The sequence below is a fragment of the Stenotrophomonas genospecies 3 genome, assembly GCF_054473855.1.
The window spans coordinates 113,912-132,245 of sequence record NZ_JBTMUR010000012.1 but is presented as its reverse complement, the minus strand read 5'-3'; the positions used below and the strand labels follow the sequence as shown (position 1 = coordinate 132,245).

Here is an 18,334-nt window from a genome sequence, read left to right as displayed (position 1 = left end):
CCTGGATGTTCCACCCCATCCATCCACAGGCCTGACATGACCACGACCTCCACCGACCTCCTCCCGCTGCTGCAGCAGGTCCTGCAGGAGGCCGGCATCGCCAGCCACGTCGACGGCGACGCGCTGCTGCTGGACAGCGGCCTGCGCCTGACCCCGCATGCGATGGCCGCGCACGCGCGCGACAACGGCGGCTGGCAGACCTCTACCGTCATCGAGAGCCAGCATCCGCTGCTGTTCGCCGATGGCCTGTTCGAGTACCAGCACGCCAACGGTGCCGATGAGCAGGCATCGCTGCTGTCCGGCTTCCAGACCTGGGTGCGGGTGGACCTGGCGACGCTGCAGACCGCGATCGGCGCCGAAGACGCGCAGGGCCTGCCGATGATGGGCCTGACCTATCCGGCCGGTGACGATGGCGAGGAACACCAGCGCACCGTGGTACTGGGGCCGCTGGCGCACTACCGCGCACAGGAGGTGGATGCCTCCACCTGCAGCGAGGACGACCACGGTTCCTGCCCCTGCTGCCTGTTCACCCGCAGCATGGAGGCCTTCGATGAGCTGCTGAAAGCCCGCCAGTTCCTCGCCATCCGCCTGTTCGCCTCGCGCGATGCCGACGGCCTGTGCGAAGCCGACTGCCGGGTCAACGGCCACGACTTCGCCGCCGCCCTGCCCCTGCTGCGCGCCTATGCCGCCAGCTGGCCGCAGGCCGGGCTGGAGTTCCGCAAGCAGTACGTGGTGATCCGCACCGGCTCGCCGGGCTGACCCACCGCCACACCCGATACAGGCCGGTGCGGCTACACTGCGCGCCGGTTTCCCAAGCAACCGCACCTTCTTCCATCCCATTACGAGGCACCCCCGCGATGCTGTACGCGCAAGTCCACCTGACCCTTCCCGCCTGGATCCACGACCAGATCGACCTGGATCGTCGATATCCGGGCGACGAGGCCAAGGTCGCGCTGGCGATCGAGCTGTCGCGGCTGAACGTCGAGCACGCCAGTGGCGGCCCGTTCGGCGCCGTGGTGTTCGGCCCGGATGACAAGGTCATCGCCGCCGGCGTGAACCGGGTGATGCCGCACGCGACCTCGCTGGCGCACGCCGAGAACATGGCCTACATGCTGGCCCAGCAGCGCCTGCAGACCCCGCGCCTGAACGCAGTGCTGTCGCCGGTCACCCTGGCCACCAGTTCGCAGCCGTGCTGCCAGTGCTACGGCGCCACCGTGTGGGCCGGCATCGACCGCCTGCTGATCGGTGCCAACTCGGCCGACGTCGAAGAGCTGACCCCGTTCGACGAAGGCCCGCTGCCGGCCGACTGGGTGGGTGAACTCAACAAGCGCGGCATCGAAGTGGTGCAGGGCCTGAACCGCGACGCCGCACGCAGCGTGCTGCGCGCCTATGGGGAAAGCGATGGCGCCCGTTACTGAGGCCGGCATCGGCCTGCTGTGCCTGTGCCGGCAGGGCTTCGAGCCCGAGCTGGCCGGCGAACTGCAGTTCCGCGCCGGTGAAGCCGGTTTCGCCGGCTACGCGCGCACCCAGCGCAATGATGGCTACGTGCTGTTCATGTGCGACGAAGCCGCCGCCCTGGCACCGCGCCTGCGCTGGCGCGAGCTGATCTTCGCGCGGCAGAAGCTGGTGGTGCTGGCCGAGCTGCCGCAGCTGGACCCAGCCGACCGCATCACCCCGATGCTGGAGGTGCTGGCCGATGCGCCGCGCTTCGGCGACCTGTGGGTGGAACATCCCGATTCGGACGCCGGCAAGCCGCTGTCCGGGCTGGCCCGTGCCTTCGGCAATGCGCTGCGCCCGGCGCTGCGCAAGGCCGGCAAGCTCACTGACAAGCCGAACGACCGTCTGCCGCGCCTGCACGTGGTGTTCGTCGACGGCACCCACGCCTTCGTCTGCGTGGCCGACCCGGCCGACAGCGCGCCGTGGGCACTGGGCATTCCACGCCTGAAGCTGCTGCCCGAAGCACCCTCGCGTTCGGCGCTGAAGCTGGACGAAGCGATGCTGACCCTGTTGACCCCTGAAGAACGCGAGGCGCTGGCCAGGCCCGGCATGCGCGCGGCCGACCTGGGTGCCGCACCGGGCGGCTGGACCTGGGTACTGACCCGCCAGCACATGCACGTACTGAGCATCGACAACGGCCCGTTGCGCCAGCACGTGCTGGACACCGGCCTGGTCGAGCACCTGCGCGCCGATGGCTTCCACTGGCATCCGGAACAGCCGCTGGACTGGATGGTCTGCGACATGGTCGAGCAACCGCGCCGCGTGGCCGAACGCATGGCCACCTGGTTCCGCGAAGGCTGGTGCCGGCACGCGATCTTCAACCTGAAGCTGCCGATGAAGAAGCGCTGGGACGAAACCCGCCTGTGCCTGGACCTGTTCCAGGACCAGGCCGGCAAGCCGCTGGTGGTGCGTGCCAAGCAGCTCTATCACGACCGTGAGGAGATCACGGTACTGGCCTCGCCGCTGCGCTGAGGAACATGCCCGCCGGGCATGGCCCGGCGCTACCGAGGAAGGGAACCATGCGATACCACCCGCTCGCCATGCTGATCACCGTGCTGGCAGCCGCACCGGCCATTGCCCAGCAGCTGCCGCACACCCCTGCACAGAGCCAGCCACTGGGCCCGACCGGCGGCGCCATCCGCCAGCAGCCACTGGGCGCCGGCCAGGTCACCGGCAGCGTCGAGATTGCACGGCCGGCCGGCGAGGCACAGGTGACCGTGCGTTCGCTGGAACCGAGCAGCGTGGTCGGCCAGTACCGCATCCACTTCGCCGCGCTGGATGTGAACGGTGATGGCTTCATCAGCCGCGAGGAAGCGCAGGCCAATCCGGCGCTGGCCGATGAGTTCAATGCGTTGGACGTGAAGCGTCGCGGCAAGCTGGATCGTGCCGACCTGGCTGGTTGGCTGGTTGATTGATCCACCGGCGCGATCTTCATCCACGCATGGCGTGGATCTACTGGATCAACGGCGGTAACGGAGCCCGCTTCTGGTAGGTGCCAACCTTGGTTGGCACATCCATCAGGCATCCTGGGCCCGGATGAGGCGAGGGTATTTCCAGCCTTGTGCCAACCAAGGTTGGCACCTACCAGAGCGACGTTGGCACCTGCCAGAGCGACCTGTATTCCGGTCAGACGCCGGCGGCGCGCTTCCAGAACGCCTGCACCAGCGGCGGCCATTTGCCGACGCAGCCCAGCGCGCGTCCACGGGCCAGGGTCAGGTGCATTTCGTCGTTGGAGAACAGGCGGTTGATCGCATCGAAACTGTAGGCGGCGATGTGGTTGTCGCTGCGCCGTTCGCGTGCCCAGCGCTGCAGGCGCTGCGGCGACAGCCGCGGCTGGCCGCGGCGTTCGGCCGACGGCGCCAGCCACTGCTGCAGGGCGGCGACATCGCGCAGGCCCAGGTTCACGCCCTGCCCGGCCAGCGGATGCACCACATGCGCAGCATCACCCAGCGCCAGCACGCGGCCAGCCACGTAGTGACGGGCCAGCTGGCGACGCAGCGGGAAGGCCGCACGCGGTGACGCCAATCGCAGTTCGCCCAGGCGCGCAGCGAAGGCACGGGTCAGTTCGCGGTTGAAGGCGTCCTCGTCCAGGGCCAGCACGCGAGCCGCTTCATCCTCGGGCAGGGTCCAGACGATCGAACTGCGACGCTCGGCCACCGGCAGCAGCGCCAGCGGCCCGGTCGGCAGGAAGCGCTGCCAGGCCGTGGCTTGGTTGGGAAGATCGCTGTCCACATAGGCCACCACGCCACGCTGGTGGTAGTCATGCTTTTCAACCTCGATCCCGGCCAGCTGGCGCAGGGTTGACTCGGCACCGTCGGCGGCCACCGCCAGTGCCGCTTCCAGGCGGCGCCCGTCATCCAGCCGCAGGCGCACGCCGTCTTCATCCTGTTCCAGCGCTTCCACCCGTGCTGGGCAGTGCAGCTGCACGCCCGCCGCCGGCAGCGCCGCCCACAGACGATCCTGCAGCAGGCCGTTCTCGACGATGTAGCCCAGCTCACGACGGCCGAAGCGATCGGCGTCGAACAGCAGATCCTCGCCACCGGCCGCATCCCACACCTGCATGCGCCGGTAAGGCCAGGCGCGGGCCTGCGCGATCGCCGGCCACACACCCAGGCGGTTCAACAGCTGCACGTTGTCAGCGGCGAAGGCGAACACGCGCAGGTCCGGCTGTGCGGCCTGCCACGGTGCCGGTTCACGGCCTTCCACCAGCGCTACCGACAGGCCGGCATCGGCCAGCGCCAGCGCACACGCGGCACCGACCACGCCACCACCAACGATGGCCACATCAAGACGCGTGCGCCGGCTCATGCGGCTTCTCCGCGGCACAGGCGCGGCACGTCACCACGGAAGCCCATCGCACCACCGACCAGCATCGACTGCACCGACGCGCGCTGTGCGGCCACCAGGCCGAGGCTGCGCAGCGGCCGCATCAGCGGTGCCGGGTTGCTGGTCAATCGTGCCAGCCCACCGGAGAACGCCACCGTCTGCCGGCGATCTTCCTCGCGACGCGCGACGTAGGCCTTCAGCAGCGCATCGCTGCCGGCATCCTCATGCGCATCCTCCAGCAGTTCGGCCAGGGTCAGCGCATCGCGAAGGCCCAGGTTGAAGCCCTGTGCGCCCAGCGGATGGATGGTCTGCGCGGCATTGCCGAGCAGCACCGTGCGCTCACCGGCCAGCGCGCGCGCCAGCACCTGGATGAGCGGGTAGGCACTGCGCGGGCCGGATTCAAGCAGGCGGCCGGCACGCCAGCCGATCGCGCTCTGCAGGCGTTGCAGCCAGGCCGCATCGTCCAACGCCATCACCGCATCGGCCTGGTCGCGTGCAACACCGTGCACGGTTCCGAAGTGGCGGTCACCGCGCGGCAGCAGGGCGGTTGGGCCGGTATCGGTGAAGCGTTCCCAGGCGGTGCCATCCGGCGCGCGCTGGCTGCGCACGCGGGCCACGAACAGGGTCTGCTGGAAATCATGGCGGTCGACTTCGATGCCCAGCGCGCCACGCACGCCGCTGGTGGTGCCATCGGCCCCGACCACCAGCCGTGCCAGCAGCACGCGCTCGCCAGCCTCGTCAGCCACCCGTACCTGGCGGTAACCATCGACCACCTCACCCAGCCCCAGGAACCGCATCGGCCGGTAACGGCGCAGGCGCGGCAGTTCCTGCAGGCGCGCTTCCAGCGCCTGGCCGAAATCGCGCGCGACCACCACCTGGCCGAACCACGGCCGGTCGTAATCGGCCGCTTCGAGCTGCACACGGCCGAAATCGCCGGCACGACTGACATGGATGCGCCGGATCGGGCCCGGTGCCATCGCCAGCTTCTGCACCACCCCCAGCGCGGTCAGCGCATTGACGGTGGCAGCGGCGAAACTGAGATTGCGCTGGTCGAACACCGCAGGCAGCTCGCCGGCCGGGCTGGCCTCAAGCAGGCCCACGTCGCGGCCCAGGCGGTCAAGGGCGATGGCCAGGCTGGCACCGACCAGGCCACCACCGACAATCAGCACGTCATGTCGTTCACTCATGTGTTCATGATACGCGCTCGCCCCGACTGTACGCCGAACGGGCGGCACCTGCGCCAACCTGCGCGGCGGGCTAGAATGAAACCTGAATCCGCTCCGGGCCCCCACCATGTCCGATACCGCCAACCGCGCCTTCGTCCTGTCCGTACTCGTACTGCTGCTGGCGGCGACCCGGGTCAATCACTTCGCGGCCATTCCGGATGCCTCCTGGGCCGTGTTCTTCATCGGTGGCTTCTACCTTGCCCGCTGGACACGCTGGGCGTTCCCGCTGCTGATGGTGTTCGCGGTGCTGGTGGACTGGATCGTGATCCGCAGCAGCGGTCTGGATTTCTGGCAGCACTACTGCGTGTCGCCGGGCTACTGGCTGCTGCTGCCGGCCTACTTCTCTTTGTGGGCCGGCGGCATGCTGCTGGGCCGCAACTACCAGAGCGCGCGCTGGCCGGTACTGGCCAAGGGCGCACTGCTGCTGGTCGCTTCGGTGGCGGTCTGCCACCTGCTGGCACAGGGCGGTTTCTACTGGAGCAGCCGCAACGTGGCCGAGCCGACCCTGGCCGGCTGGGCACAGAACTACGCGCAGTGGTTCGGGCCCTACCTGCGCACCACGGCGATCTATGTGGCGCTGGCCGCCGCCCTGCAGCTGGCCGTGGAGCAGGTGCTGAAGCTCCAGCAGGCCCGCCGCGACATCCGCCACTGAGCCGCGCCATGGGTCATCGCCTCTCGCGCATCTACACCCGCACCGGCGACGACGGCAGTACCGGCCTTGGCGACGGCCAGCGCGTAGCCAAGGATGACGCCCGCGTGGCGTCCTACGGCACCGTCGACGAGGCCAATGCCGCGCTCGGCCTGCTGTTGGCCGCGCCCCTGCCCGAGGATGTGCGCGCGCTGGTGGTGCATCTGCAGCACCAGTTGTTCGACCTGGGCGCCGAGCTGTGCGTTCCCGGCCATGCCGCGATCCACGCCGCCGACGTCTCGGCCCTGGAACAGCAGCTGGACCATTACAACGCCGACCTGCCGATGCTGAAGGAATTCATCCTGCCGGCCGGCGGCGAAGCCGCCGCGCGCTGCCATCTGGCCCGCACCATCGTCCGCCGCGCCGAGCGCGAAACGGTCACCCTGGCCCGCCACGAGGCTGTGCGCAGCGAAGCGCTGCAGTACCTCAACCGGCTGTCGGACCTGCTGTTCGTGCTGGCCCGGGTGCTGGCCCGTGCCGATGGCCACGGCGAAGCGCTGTGGCAGCCACAGCAGCGCCAGCGCTGAGTCGGCACGATGCTGGTCTATACCCACCCGTCCTGCCTGCTGCATGACCCCGGCCCCGGCCATCCGGAGTGCCCGCAGCGCCTGCAGTACGTACTCGACGCACTGCACGCCGCCTTCCCTGATCAGCTGGACTGGCGCGAGGCGCCGCCGGCCAAGTTCGGCGAACTGACCCGGGTCCACGACAGCGCCCTGCTCGACTTCGTGCTGCAACCGCAGACCGCACCGCTGCGCCAGCTGGACATGGACACCTGGACCTCACCCGGCTCGGCCAGCGCCGCCGTGCATGCCGCCGGCGCCGGCGTGGCCGCGGTCGATGCGGTGATGCTGGGCGACGACCCGCTGGCCTTCTGCGCGGTGCGCCCGCCGGGCCACCACGCCACCAGCAGCACGGCGATGGGCTTCTGCCTGCTCAACAACATCGCCATCGCCGCCGCCTATGCCCGCGACCGCCATGGCCTGGAGCGGATCGCGGTGGTCGATTTTGACGTCCACCACGGCAACGGCACCCAGGACATCTTCCAGCACGATGCCCGGGTCTCCTACTACAGCACCCACCAGGCAGGGCTGTTCCCCAATTCCGGCCTGCGCCGCGACCGCGGTGCCGGCAACCTGATGAACATCCTGTTGCCACCGGGCAGCGGCGGCTTCCGCTTCCGCAACGTCTGGGCCGACGAGATGCTGCCAGCCATCGACGACTTCCGTCCGCAGCTGCTGCTGATCTCCGCCGGCTTCGACGCCCACCTGCGCGACCCACAGGCCGATCTGATGCTGGAGACCGACGATTTCGCCTGGATCACCCGTGAACTGCATGCGCTGGCACGCCGTCACGCCGCCGGCCGGGTGGTCTCGATGCTGGAGGGCGGCTACGACCTGCAGGCCCTGGCCGAGTGCAGCGTGGCCCATGTCCAGGCCCTGATCACCCCCTCTGCGGGTGCCTCCGCCGGATGAACCCGAACCGGCAGGCTCCGGCGCCCTTCATTGCCCCTATGCAAGGGATGGGGCAAGCTACCGTCCGTTTTCGCCCGAATCCGAACCGCGTGCGCCGAGCCCTCCGCCTGCTTCCCCTGCCTCTGAGCATCGCCATCAGCCTGCCGGCGATGGCCGATGATAAGCCGCTCAACTGGGGCCTGTGCCCGGCCACCGACGTCATTCCCGCGTTCACCGACGCCCCCACCCCGGTCCCGGCCCAGGACAAGGCTGCTGCCGCAGCCGCCCGCGAGAACCAGCCGACCGACATCGAAGGCGACCAGCTGCTGGGCACCACCACGGTGCCGCAGTACGAGGGCAACGTGGCGCTGCGCCGGGGTGACCAGTTCGTCGGTACCGACAAGCTCAGCTTCGACACCGAGACCGGCAACTACATCGCCGACGGCAATGTCCGCTACCAGGACGGGTCGATCCGGATGGTCGCCAAGCGCGCCGAAGGCAACCAGGAAAGCGACACCCACAAGATCTCCGACATCAAGTACCAGCTGGTGTCACGCCGGGGCAACGGTGATGCCGAGTCGGTCGACCTGCAGGGCGCGGTCGGCCAGATGCACCGCTCCACCTACACCACCTGCGACCCGTCGCAGCCGGTGTGGAAGCTGTCGGCGCCGCAGATCGAAGTGGACAACGACGAAGGCTTCGGCACGGCCCGCAACGCCGTGCTGCGGATCGGCAAGGTGCCGGTGCTGTGGGCGCCCTACTTCAAGTTCCCGATCGATGACCGCCGCAAGACCGGCCTGCTGTTCCCGCAGCTGGGCATGTCCGGGCGCAATGGCTTCGATTATGCGCAGCCGATCTATTTCAACCTGGCGCCGAACTACGACGACACCCTGACCCCGCGCTACATGAGCCGGCGCGGCCTGCTGCTCGACAACGAGTTCCGCTACCTCTACAACGGCGGCCGTGGCGAGGTGCTGACCAGCTACATGCCCAACGACAAGCTGCGCGACCGCGACCGCGGCCGGGTGATGTTCGACGGCTACCACAACGTGAACAGCCACTGGCAGGCCCGCGCCAACCTGGCCTGGGTGAGCGACGAACGCTATGTCGAGGACTTCGCCAACCGCCTGGTGGGGGTGACCGCCTCCAACCTGCAGAGCACCATCGGCCTGTACGGCACCGGCCAGAACTGGACGGCCGGCATCATGGCCGACCGCTGGCAGCTGACCGACTACACCCTCGACGAGCGCGCCCTGCCCTACAACCGCGAGCCACGCCTGTTCTTCAACTGGAACAAGCCGGTGCTGCCGTGGCTGGAAACCGGCATCTACACCGAAGCGGTGCGCTTCACCCACGACGACGTCAACTTCAAGTACGACGCCAGTGCCGGCACCGACCTGCAGTACACCCGCAACGGGCAGGTGCAGCGCATGTTCGGTGGTTCGCGCCTGGACGTGAAGCCCTACGTGTCGTTCCCGATCAGTGGCGCAGCCTGGTACGTAACCCCGACCCTGGCCTACCGCTACACTGCCTATGACCTGGATCGCGGCCTGGCCGACAGTGTCCGCCGTACCGTGCTCACCTCCCAGGGCATCGATCCGAACACCGCCACGCCCGAGCAGCTGCGCGGCAATACCTCGCCCAGCCGCAGCCTGCCGATCGGCAGCCTCGATGCCGGCCTGTTCTTCGACCGCGAGACCACCATCCGCGGCAAGTCGTTCCTGCACACCCTGGAGCCGCGCCTGTTCTACCTGCGCACGCCCTACCGCAACCAGGACGAGCTGCCGATCTTCGACACCCGTGACTTCACCTTCAGCTGGGGCCAGCTGTTCCGCGACTCGCGCTATACCGGCGCCGACCGCCAGAACGATGCCAACCAGCTGACCCTGGCACTGGGCACCCGCTTCATCGACCAGACCACCGGCAAGGAACGCTTCTCGGCCGCGATCGGCCAGATCCAGTACTTCGACGAATCGCGGGTGAGCACCACGCCGGGCGGCGCGCCGGTGGAGAAGGGCAAGTCGGCGTGGATCGCCGACGGCAACTACATGATCAACGACCGCTGGACCCTGGGCGCCACCTACCAGTGGGACCCGAAGTACAAGCGCGAGGATCTGGCCAGCGTCCGCGCCCGTTATCTGATGCCCAACGATGGCGTGATCAACCTCAGCTACCGCTACCGCATCAATGCCGGCGCCCCGGCAACCGCCAACAAGCATGACCGGACCCTGCTGGAGCAGGCCGACCTGTCGTTCCTGTACCCGCTGAATGCGCGCTGGAGCCTGGTGGGCCGGTATTACTACTCGCTGCAGGACAAGGAACCGCTGGAGATCATCGCCGGCGTGCAGTGGGACAGCTGCTGCCTGGCCGTGCGTGCAGTGGCCCGCCGCTACGTGCGCAACCGCGAAGGCGACATGAACAATTCCATCCAGCTGGAGTTCGTCCTCAAGGGCCTCAGCTCCATCGGCCAGGACACGGACCGTACGCTGCGCCGTGCTATCCTCGGCTACAACCGCGACGACCTCTATCTCGTGCCGCCCAGCAACACCGGGGCGACCCGGGATGACTACGATCCGAATCAGATCCCATGACCAAGCGCTTCCCCGTTCTTCTCGCCTCCCTGCTGGCGGTGTCCAGCGTGTCCGCCCCCCTGCAGGTGCTCGCGCAGGAGGCGCAGCCGTTGGACCGCATCGCCGCCGTCGTCGACGAGGACGTGATCCTGCAGAGCGAGCTCCAGCGTGCGATCGCCAACATCAAGGCGCAGTACGCCGGCCGTGAAAACCAGCTGCCGCCGGAAGACGTACTCAGCCGCCAGGTGCTCGAGCGCCTGGTGCTGGTCAAGCTGCAGGTGGCCCGCGCCCAGGGCAGCGGCATCCGCGTCAGCGACCAGGAGCTGAACCAGGCGATGAATGCCATCGCCCAGCAGAACGGCTCGAACCTGGATGCACTGCGCCAGCGCCTGGCCCACGACGGCATCGACTTCAACGATTTCCGCGCTTCGGTGCGCGATGAAATCACCGTGCAGCGCCTGCGCCAGAGCTTCGCGCAGAGCCGCATCAGCGTCAGCGAGGGCGAAGTCGACGCCGCCCTGAAGCAGCAGGCCACGGTTGGCAACCAGTACCACCTGGCGCACATCCTGATCGCCCTGCCCGACGGCTCCAACGCCGACCAGATCGCCACCGGCCAGAAGAAGGCCGAAGGCGTGAAGGCCCTGCTGGACAAGGGTGAGCTGGACTTCAACGCCGCCGCCGTGCGTTATTCGGACAGCCCCAACGCGCTGGAAGGCGGCGACCTGGGCTGGCGCAGCCTGGACGAAATCCCGCAGGCCTTCGCGCAGATGATGGAAAAGATGAAGCCCGGCGAAGTGGTCGGCCCGATCCGCGGCCCCAGCGGCTTCCAGCTGCTGAAGCTGGTGGAAGTGCGTGATGCCAGCGCCGCCAGCGGTGGCGAGCACACGGTCACCGAGTACCACGGCCGCCACATCCTGGTGCGCGTGGACGATCACCAGACCGACGCTGCCGCCAAGGCCAAGATCGATACCCTGCGTGCCCGCATCGCCGGTGGCGCGGACTTCGAGACCGTGGCCAAGGAGTCCTCCGAGGACAACAACAGCAAGGGCCAGGGCGGCGATCTGGGCTGGTTCCCGGCTGACGCATTCGGCCCGGTCTTTGGCCAGCAGGTCGCCGGCATCCAGGACGGTGGCGTCAGCCAGCCGTTCCGCACCGATGCCGGCTGGCACATCGTGCAGCGCGTGGGCACCCGCCAGACCGACGTGACCACTGACAACCAGCGTGCCCAGGTCCGCGAGACCATCGGCCGCCGCAAGCTGGAAGACGAGTACAACCGCTTCCTGCAGGAACTGCGTGGCGAAGCCTACGTCAGCTTCCGCAGCGGCGACCGCGCGGAAAACACCGCCACGCCGCCGCAGTCCTGACCGATGCGCCCCGAGCTCGCTCTGGTACCGGGCGAGCCCGCCGGGATCGGCCCGGAGCTGTGTGTCCGCCTCGTCCAGCAGCCGCGTGAAGATTGCCGGCTGCTGGCCTTCGCCGACCCGGATACCCTGCGCGCGGCCGCGGCCGCGCTGAACCTGCCCCTGCAGCTGTTGCCCGAGGACGCCGAAGCACGCGTCCCCGGCGATCTGCGTGTGCGCGTGGTAGCCAATACCGTGCCCAGCCACTTCGTCCAGGCCAATCCGGCCAATGCCGGCGCCGTCATCGGCGCCCTGCTCGGTGCCGGCCAGGCCTGTCTGTCCGGCGAACTGCACGGCGTAGTCACCGGCCCGGTGCACAAGGCGGTCATCAACGAAGGCGGCATCGCCTACAGCGGCACCACCGAACTGCTGGCCGACCAGGCCGGGGTGAAGGTGGTGATGATGCTGGCCAACCACATCGTGCGCGTGGCCCTGGCCACCACCCACCTGCCACTGCGCGAGGTGGCCGACGCGATCACCGCGCCCGGCCTGGAACACACCCTGCGCACCGTGCACGCTGCGCTGCGCCGCGAATTCGGCCTGCCCGCGCCACGCATCGCCGTGCTCGGCCTGAACCCGCATGCCGGTGAAGACGGTCATCTGGGCCGCGAGGAACTGGACCTGGTCATCCCGCTGCTGCAGCGCCTGCGCGCGGAGGGCATGGACCTGATCGGGCCGCTGCCGGCCGATACCGCCTTCCTGCCGGCCAAGCTGGCAGGCTTCGACACCGTGCTGGCGATGTACCACGACCAGGGCCTGCCGGTGCTGAAGTATTCGGGCTTCGAGCAGGCGGTGAACCTGACCCTGGGTCTGCCCTACCCGCGCGTGGCGGTGGACCATGGCACCGCGCTGGACCTTGCCGGCCGCGGCATTGCCGATCCTTCCAGCCTGCAGGCGGCAACGACGCTGTGTGCGCAGCTTGCGCGGCAACGTACACTGAGCGCATGAATTCCCCGCATTCCCCCTCCGGCCCGGTGTTCACCGCCCCGGCCAAGAAGCAGCTTGGCCAGCATTTCCTGGCCGACCGCCACTACATCGACAAGATCGTGATGGCGGTCAACCCGAAAGACGGTGACCGCCTGGTCGAGATCGGCCCCGGCCAGGGCGCGATCACCCTGCCGCTGCTGCGCGTGCATCCGAAACTGACGGTGATCGAGTTCGACCGCGACCTGATCGCGCCACTGACCGCCGCCGCCGAGCCGCTGGGCGAGCTGACCATCGTCCACCGCGACGTGCTGCGCGTGGACTTCACCGAGCTGGCTGCCGGCCAGCCGATCCGCCTGGTCGGCAACCTGCCCTACAACATCTCCTCGCCGATCCTGTTCCATGCACTGGAACATGCGGCGGTGATCCGCGACATGCACTTCATGCTGCAGAAGGAAGTGGTCGACCGCATGGCCGCCGGCCCCGGCAGCAAGGTGTACGGCCGGCTCAGCGTGATGCTGCAGGCCTACTGCCAGGTGACCTCGCTGTTCGTGGTGCCGCCGGGCGCGTTCCGGCCGCCGCCGAAGGTCGATTCGGCCGTGGTGCGGCTGGTGCCGCGTGACCCGGCCACGATCAACATCCACGACCACAAGCGTTTCGCCGAGGTGGTCAAGGCCGCCTTCGGGCAGCGCCGCAAGACCCTGCGCAACGCCCTGAACAACGTGGTGTCCGCCGAACAGTTCGTTGCCGCCGGCGTGCGTCCCGATGCCCGCGCCGAACAGCTGGACGTGGCCGAATTCATCGCTTTGGCCAATGCCTCCTGATTACACTGCCGGTATGGAAGACGCTGACGTTTATGCCATCTCCGTCGAAGTCGCACCGCGCTTCCTCGACGATCAATCCGCGCCGGAAGACGGGCGCTATGCGTTCGCCTACACGATCCGCATCCACAACCAGGGGCGTGTTGCCGCGCGCCTGGTCGCACGCCACTGGCGCATCACCGATGCCAACGGCCGCGTCGAGCATGTCGATGGTGACGGGGTGATCGGCGAGCAGCCGCGCCTGCGTCCCGGTGAAGACTTCCATTACACGTCCGGTGTCATGCTGGGGACCGATCACGGGACCATGCAGGGCCACTACGACATGGTCGCCGACGACGGCACCGAATTTGCCGCGCCGGTCGCACCTTTCGTGCTGGCCATCCCGCGTACCCTGCACTGACACGGAGGCCGAACGATGAGTGTGTGGGCGATCGGCGACCTGCAGGGCTGCTATGACGTCACCCAGCGACTGCTGGAGAAGATCCGTTTCGACCCGGCGCAGGACACCCTGTGGTTCTGCGGCGATCTGGTCAACCGCGGTGGCCAGTCACTGGAAACGCTGCGGCTGGTGCATTCGCTGCGCGAGCACAGCGTGGTGGTGCTGGGCAACCATGACCTTTCGCTGCTGGCCGTCGGTGCGCGCACCGAAGAGGAACAGCGCAAGGTCAACCCGGACCTGCTGCGCATCGTGCAGGCCGAGGACCGCGACGAACTGCTGGACTGGCTGCGCCTGCAGAAGCTGGTGCACGTGGACCGCGAGCTGGGCTGGATGATGGTGCACGCCGGCCTGGCGCCGAAGTGGACCACGCAGATGGCCGAGAAGCATGCAGCCGAAGTCGAGGTACAGCTGCACGGCGCCGGCTACCGCAAGCTGTTCCGCAACATGTACGGCGACAAGCCGAGCTGGGCACCGAACCTGTCCGGCTACGACCGCTCGCGCGCGATCATCAACGTGCTCACCCGCATGCGCTACTGCACCCCGCGCGGGCGTATCGGCATCGAGGACAAGGGCACGCCGGGCACCCAGGAACAGGGGCTGTATCCCTGGTTCGAAGTGCCGGGCCGGGTCGAGCGTGACCTCAAGGTGGTCTGCGGCCACTGGTCGGCGCTGGGCCTGACCATCACCCAGGGCGTGCACGCCATCGACACCGGCGCGGTCTGGGGCGGCAAGCTGACCGCGATCCAGCTCGATACCGATGAACTGCGCGTGGTGCAGGTGCCAGGCCGCGATGTACCGGCACCCGTGCCCAACGCCCGCCCGCCAGCGCGCCCGGCGCACGAGCGCCCGGCTGCACCGGCGCAGGGCAAGGAACAGGGCGGCGGCAATGCTCCGGCCGCCAACCCGGGCAACCGCGGCCCGCGCCGTCGTCGTCGCCGTGGTGGCGGTGGTGGTGGTGGCTCCGGCGGTCCCAACAACAACAGCACCCCGCCGCAGGCATGACGCGGCACGGCTGGGCACCATGGACGGTGCTGCTGCTGACGCTGGCCCTGGCCAGCGGCTGCCAGCCCGGCTCGCCGACTGCTCCCACGGCTGCGGACAGCGCTGAACGCACACCGACGCCACCACAGGCGCCTTCGCCGCCACTGGTGGCTGCGGCGCGCGCGCAGATCGGCGTCACCACCCGCTACGACCCTGCCTATCAAGTGCTGGCCTATCCCGGCGGCGACGTGCCACTGGATCGCGGCGTGTGCACCGATGTGGTGGTGCGCGCCCTGCGCAGCCAGGGCCTGGACCTGCAGGCACGCGTGCATGAAGACATGCGCGGCAACTTCAGCGCCTATCCGGCGATCTGGGGCCTGTCACGGCCGGACCGCAACATCGATCATCGTCGCGTACCGAACCTGATGCGCTGGTTCGAGCGGCAGCGCTGGCAGCAGCCGATCAGCACCGCCGCCGCCGACTACGCAGCCGGCGACATCGTCGCCTGGAAGCTCAACGGCAACGGCCTGCTGCATGTGGGTATCGTCTCCGACCGGCGCTTGGCCAATGGCACGCCGCTGGTGCTGCACAACATCGCGCGCGGCACGCGGGAAGAGAACCTGCTGTTCCAGCACACGATCATCGGGCATTACCGGATGCCGTAGGCAATCCTGTAGAGCCGAGCCATGCTCGGCTACGGGATGTGTCCGGCAACAGCAGCCGAGCATGGCTCGGCTCTACAGATGGGCGGCGGTCAACGGCGCACGTAGTGCACGAAGCGGAACGCGTAGGCGTGGCGTTCGTCGGCCGGGTGCGGCTCGCTGCTCACTTCCCGCCAGTCCTGCACGTCCACTTCGGGGAAATGGGTATCGGCGGGGACTTCGGCATCCACCCAGGTCAGGTACAGGTCACTGGCCTGCTCCAGCAGCTGGTGGAAGATTTCGCCGCCGCCGATGATGCACAGCTCGCTGGCGCCCTCGCCTTCGGCAATCAACTTCGCTTCGTCCAGCGACGCCACCGCACGCATGCCCTCGAATGGCACCTGGCCGCTGCGGGTCAGCACCAGGTTGGTCCGCCCCGGCAGCACGCGGCCGATCGACTCGGCGGTCTTGCGCCCCATCAGGATCGGCTTGCCCAGGGTGAGCGCCTTGAAATGCTTGAAATCATCCGGCAGATGCCAGGGCATGGCATTGCCCTGGCCGATGCCACGGTTGCGGTCCAGCGCCACGATCATCGACAGCTTCATTGCTACCACCTCCTCAGCTGGCGTCGATCTGCAGGCGTTCGCAGGCAGCGTTCGCGGCACTGGCGGCCTGCAACGCCGCAGCCAGCGCAGGGCTGGACGTGGTCTGCTCATCCAGGCCAGCGAGGATCTTCTGCTTCTGCGCCTCTTCGATCTCCTTCAGGCCCGGTCCCGACAGGATCTCTGCCGACAGCGCAGCGATATCGTCACTGGCACCGCGCGCCAGGAACGCTTTCAGCTGGTCGTTGGAATAGACGGTGGCCAGACCCTGTTCAAGCTCACGCTGATACGCCGGGTTCTCGACGCCCGCCTTCAGGTGCTCGGTCATCGCCGTGTACATGCCGGTTACCGCCTCACGCATCTGCGCGCGGCAGCCTTCCGGAACATCCTGGGGCATCATCGTGCTGCCGTTGAATGCCCCGGCGAACGCCTGCACTTCCTCGCGCATGTGCTTGTGCACGATCTGCTCATTGACCTGCCTGGCCAACGACAGCGCATCGGCCGGTCCGGCCTGCACCATGGCCAGCGGCAGCAGGCCGCACAGCGCCAGCAGGCCCCTGGAAATCAGGCGGGTACTCATACCGCCACCGGCGCCTTGATGGCCGGATGCGGATCGTAGCCGTCGATGCGGATGTCGTCGAAATGGAAGCCGAACAGGTCGGTCACCTCCGGGTTCAACCACAGCTTCGGCAGCGCGCGCGGCTCACGTGACAGCTGCTCGCGGGCCTGCTCGAAGTGGTTCGAATACAGGTGCGCATCGCCCAGCGTATGCACGAAATCACCCACGCCCAGGCCGGTGGCCTGCGCCACCATGTGGGTCAGCAGCGCGTAGCTGGCGATGTTGAACGGCACACCGAGGAAGATGTCGCCGCTGCGCTGGTACAGCTGGCAGCTGAGCTTGCCGTCCACCACGTAGAACTGGAACAGGTTGTGGCACGGCATCAGCGCCATCTGCGAGAGCTCGCCCACGTTCCAGGCGCTGACCACCAGCCGGCGCGAGTCGGGGTTGCGCTTGATCTCGTCCACCAGCCACTGCATCTGGTCGATCTCACCGCCATCGGCGGTAGCCCAGCTACGCCACTGCTTGCCGTAGACCGGGCCGAGGTCGCCGTTCTCGTCGGCCCACTCGTCCCAGATCCGCACCTGGTTGTCCTTCAGGTAGCCGATGTTGGTGTCGCCCTTCAGGAACCACAGCAGCTCGTGGATGATCGAGCGCAGGTGCAGTTTCTTGGTGGTGACCAGCGGGAAGCCTTCGGCCAGGTTGAAACGCATCTGCCAGCCAAACACGCTGCGGGTGCCGGTGCCGGTGCGATCACTTTTCTCGGCGCCGTGTTCGAGCACGTGCGAGAGCAGGTCCAGGTAAGCCTTCATGCCTTGCCCTCGGCAGCTACCAGCGGCTGCGGCTGCAGTACCGGCGCGCGGCGCGACATCACCAGCAGCACCAGGCCGAAGGCGATCAGCGGCAGGCTGAGGATCTGGCCTCGGGTCAGCCAGTCGAAGGCCACGTAGACGCCGTTGTCGGGCATGCGCACAAACTCCACCGCGAAGCGGAACAGGCCGTACATCAGCGCGAACAGGCCACCGACCAGGTAGCGATGCCGCGGCTTGGCCGACACCGCCCACAGCACCACGAACATCACCAGGCCTTCCAGCAACGCCTCATACAGCTGCGAGGGATGGCGGGCGAACTGGTTCAACGCACCGGTGGCGAACTGCGCCTGCAGGGTGGCGTGGTCAAGCTGGTTCAGCGGCGCCGGCAGGCCGGACGGGAACACCACGCCCCAGCTACCGTCGGTGTACTTGCCCCACAGCTCGGCACCGATGAAATTGCCGATACGGCCGAAGCCCAGGCCCAGCGGCACCAGCGGCGCCATGAAATCCATGGTGTCGAAGAAATGCAGCTTGTGCTTGCGCGACCACCACCAGCAGGCGGCAATCACGCCCAACAGGCCGCCGTGGAAACTCATGCCGCCATCCCAGACCTTGAAGAGCAGCAGCGGGTTGTGCAGGAAATCGCCCAGCGCGTAGAACAGCATGTAGCCGATGCGCCCGCCCAGCACCACGCCGAGCATGGCGTAGAACAGCAGGTCGGAGAAGCCGTTGGCATCGACGCCCGGCAGGCGCCCATCGGCGATGCGCTTGCGGCCCAGCAGCCAGGCTGCGGTGAAGCCGAGCAGGTACATGATGCCGTACCAGTGCACCTTGATCGGCCCCAGCGAGAGGGCGATGGGGTCGATGTCGTGGAAATAGATCATGGAAGGTGCC

General features: G+C 68.1%; 20 protein-coding genes. 14 read left to right on the top strand and 6 right to left on the bottom strand.

Features of this window, described 5'->3' with window-relative positions; all coding sequences use genetic code 11:
- Positions 1-36: 36 nt before the first annotated feature.
- The 4 genes from ACX9OT_RS16655 to ACX9OT_RS16640 all read left to right on the top strand — a co-directional run bounded on the left by ACX9OT_RS16655 (position 37) and on the right by ACX9OT_RS16640 (position 2,912).
- Positions 37-759 carry a DUF6348 family protein gene (locus ACX9OT_RS16655; RefSeq protein WP_459002940.1) on the top strand — a complete coding sequence of 241 codons (723 nt, stop codon included), beginning with the start codon at positions 37-39 and terminating at the stop codon, positions 757-759.
- 98 nt (positions 760-857) lie between these two features.
- Positions 858-1,418: a nucleoside deaminase gene (locus ACX9OT_RS16650; RefSeq protein ID WP_004154307.1), complete on the top strand. Its 561-nt coding sequence runs from the start codon at positions 858-860 to the stop codon at positions 1,416-1,418.
- Entirely contained in the window at positions 1,402-2,469 is a 1,068-nt protein-coding gene (rlmM, locus tag ACX9OT_RS16645; RefSeq protein ID WP_459002938.1) for a 23S rRNA (cytidine(2498)-2'-O)-methyltransferase RlmM, read from the top strand. The genes ACX9OT_RS16650 and rlmM overlap by 17 nt, the downstream gene beginning before the upstream one ends.
- Positions 2,470-2,516: 47 nt before the next feature.
- A complete protein-coding gene (locus ACX9OT_RS16640; RefSeq protein WP_459002936.1) occupies positions 2,517-2,912 on the top strand; it encodes an EF-hand domain-containing protein in 396 nt (131 codons plus the stop codon).
- Positions 2,913-3,123: 211 nt separating this feature from the next.
- Here ACX9OT_RS16640 and ACX9OT_RS16635 read toward each other — a convergent pair whose 3' ends face one another.
- Both ACX9OT_RS16635 and ubiH read right to left on the bottom strand, forming a co-directional pair.
- Positions 3,124-4,305 carry a UbiH/UbiF family hydroxylase gene (locus ACX9OT_RS16635; protein ID WP_049398145.1) on the bottom strand — a complete coding sequence of 394 codons (1,182 nt, stop codon included), beginning with the start codon at positions 4,303-4,305 and terminating at the stop codon, positions 3,124-3,126.
- Complete coding sequence (ubiH, locus tag ACX9OT_RS16630) at positions 4,302-5,510, bottom strand: 2-octaprenyl-6-methoxyphenyl hydroxylase (protein WP_100437914.1); 1,209 nt, start codon at positions 5,508-5,510, stop codon at positions 4,302-4,304. Before ubiH ends, ACX9OT_RS16635 begins: the two co-directional genes overlap by 4 nt.
- Positions 5,511-5,616: 106 nt before the next feature.
- Here ubiH and ACX9OT_RS16625 point away from each other — a divergent pair, with 106 nt between their 5' ends.
- From ACX9OT_RS16625 to ACX9OT_RS16580, 10 genes are all read left to right on the top strand, one after another.
- The gene (locus tag ACX9OT_RS16625) at positions 5,617-6,201 is read left to right on the top strand and encodes a hypothetical protein (RefSeq protein ID WP_019338105.1); all 585 of its coding nucleotides are present in this window, start codon (positions 5,617-5,619) and stop codon (positions 6,199-6,201) included.
- 8 nt (positions 6,202-6,209) lie between these two features.
- On the top strand, positions 6,210-6,764 hold the full coding sequence (locus ACX9OT_RS16620; RefSeq protein WP_100437913.1) for a cob(I)yrinic acid a,c-diamide adenosyltransferase: 555 nt from the start codon (positions 6,210-6,212) through the stop codon (positions 6,762-6,764).
- Positions 6,765-6,773: 9 nt separating this feature from the next.
- Positions 6,774-7,712, top strand: a complete 939-nt coding sequence (locus ACX9OT_RS16615; RefSeq protein WP_459002933.1) for a histone deacetylase family protein — start codon at positions 6,774-6,776, stop codon at positions 7,710-7,712.
- Positions 7,713-7,801: 89 nt separating this feature from the next.
- A complete protein-coding gene (gene lptD, locus ACX9OT_RS16610) occupies positions 7,802-10,282 on the top strand; it encodes an LPS-assembly protein LptD (protein ID WP_080355245.1) in 2,481 nt (826 codons plus the stop codon).
- Complete coding sequence (locus tag ACX9OT_RS16605; RefSeq protein ID WP_459002930.1) at positions 10,279-11,625, top strand: peptidylprolyl isomerase; 1,347 nt, start codon at positions 10,279-10,281, stop codon at positions 11,623-11,625. Before lptD ends, ACX9OT_RS16605 begins: the two co-directional genes overlap by 4 nt.
- A 3-nt stretch (positions 11,626-11,628) precedes the next feature.
- On the top strand, positions 11,629-12,609 hold the full coding sequence (pdxA, locus tag ACX9OT_RS16600) for a 4-hydroxythreonine-4-phosphate dehydrogenase PdxA (RefSeq protein WP_459002928.1): 981 nt from the start codon (positions 11,629-11,631) through the stop codon (positions 12,607-12,609).
- Positions 12,606-13,409, top strand: a complete 804-nt coding sequence (gene rsmA, locus ACX9OT_RS16595; RefSeq protein WP_049398140.1) for a 16S rRNA (adenine(1518)-N(6)/adenine(1519)-N(6))-dimethyltransferase RsmA — start codon at positions 12,606-12,608, stop codon at positions 13,407-13,409. The genes pdxA and rsmA overlap by 4 nt, the downstream gene beginning before the upstream one ends.
- A 13-nt stretch (positions 13,410-13,422) precedes the next feature.
- Positions 13,423-13,806, top strand: coding sequence for a Co2+/Mg2+ efflux protein ApaG (gene apaG, locus ACX9OT_RS16590; RefSeq protein ID WP_005412297.1), 384 nt, complete (start codon positions 13,423-13,425; stop codon positions 13,804-13,806).
- A gap of 15 nt (positions 13,807-13,821) precedes the next feature.
- Complete coding sequence (locus ACX9OT_RS16585) at positions 13,822-14,847, top strand: symmetrical bis(5'-nucleosyl)-tetraphosphatase (RefSeq protein ID WP_121504905.1); 1,026 nt, start codon at positions 13,822-13,824, stop codon at positions 14,845-14,847.
- The gene (locus ACX9OT_RS16580) at positions 14,844-15,491 is read left to right on the top strand and encodes a DUF1287 domain-containing protein (RefSeq protein WP_180838333.1); all 648 of its coding nucleotides are present in this window, start codon (positions 14,844-14,846) and stop codon (positions 15,489-15,491) included. Before ACX9OT_RS16585 ends, ACX9OT_RS16580 begins: the two co-directional genes overlap by 4 nt.
- An 89-nt stretch (positions 15,492-15,580) precedes the next feature.
- Here ACX9OT_RS16580 and ACX9OT_RS16575 read toward each other — a convergent pair whose 3' ends face one another.
- The 4 genes from ACX9OT_RS16575 to lgt are packed head-to-tail and all read right to left on the bottom strand — an operon-like array spanning position 15,581 to position 18,324.
- Positions 15,581-16,072 (bottom strand): dihydrofolate reductase, encoded by a 492-nt coding sequence (locus tag ACX9OT_RS16575; RefSeq protein WP_285303309.1) that lies wholly within the window; start codon positions 16,070-16,072, stop codon positions 15,581-15,583.
- Between the two features lie 13 nt (positions 16,073-16,085).
- Entirely contained in the window at positions 16,086-16,649 is a 564-nt protein-coding gene (locus ACX9OT_RS16570) for a hypothetical protein (RefSeq protein WP_336686032.1), read from the bottom strand.
- Positions 16,646-17,440 (bottom strand): thymidylate synthase, encoded by a 795-nt coding sequence (locus ACX9OT_RS16565; protein WP_459002924.1) that lies wholly within the window; start codon positions 17,438-17,440, stop codon positions 16,646-16,648. The genes ACX9OT_RS16570 and ACX9OT_RS16565 overlap by 4 nt, the downstream gene beginning before the upstream one ends.
- Positions 17,437-18,324 (bottom strand): prolipoprotein diacylglyceryl transferase, encoded by an 888-nt coding sequence (gene lgt, locus ACX9OT_RS16560; protein ID WP_032129899.1) that lies wholly within the window; start codon positions 18,322-18,324, stop codon positions 17,437-17,439. The genes ACX9OT_RS16565 and lgt overlap by 4 nt, the downstream gene beginning before the upstream one ends.
- Between the last annotated feature and the right edge of the window lie 10 nt (positions 18,325-18,334).